Origin of the sequence: Psychrobacter sp. TB55-MNA-CIBAN-0194, from assembly GCF_040309505.1 — a bacterium.
Classification (GTDB): Bacteria; Pseudomonadota; Gammaproteobacteria; order Pseudomonadales; family Moraxellaceae; genus Psychrobacter; species Psychrobacter fozii.
On the sequence record NZ_JBEOOW010000736.1, the window covers coordinates 1 to 239 of the forward strand.

Here is a 239-nt window from a genome sequence, read left to right on the forward strand (position 1 = left end):
GCTGGTAATGGCCGCGATAATCACTGCGCCATCTGGCATCAAGCCATCTTCTGGTTCAGGGAGTTTGTCACCCTCACCGTGAGCAATGCCTTTAGCAACCAAATCCGTGGTTGAAACGCGAGCGTGCGGACGTGAAGGGCCTGCCATATTACGGACAACTGCTGACAAGTCAAATTCAAGCACGCGGTCGTAAACGGCATTTTCCATGCCATCTGCCCATAGACCGGTCTGCTTCGCAT

Annotated in this window: 1 protein-coding gene; it reads right to left on the minus strand. The window is 53.6% G+C overall.

The features are described 5' to 3' along the window. The coding region (locus AAEY75_RS16925) for a hypothetical protein (RefSeq protein WP_352260332.1) at positions 1-239 on the minus strand (239 nt) is incomplete at both ends.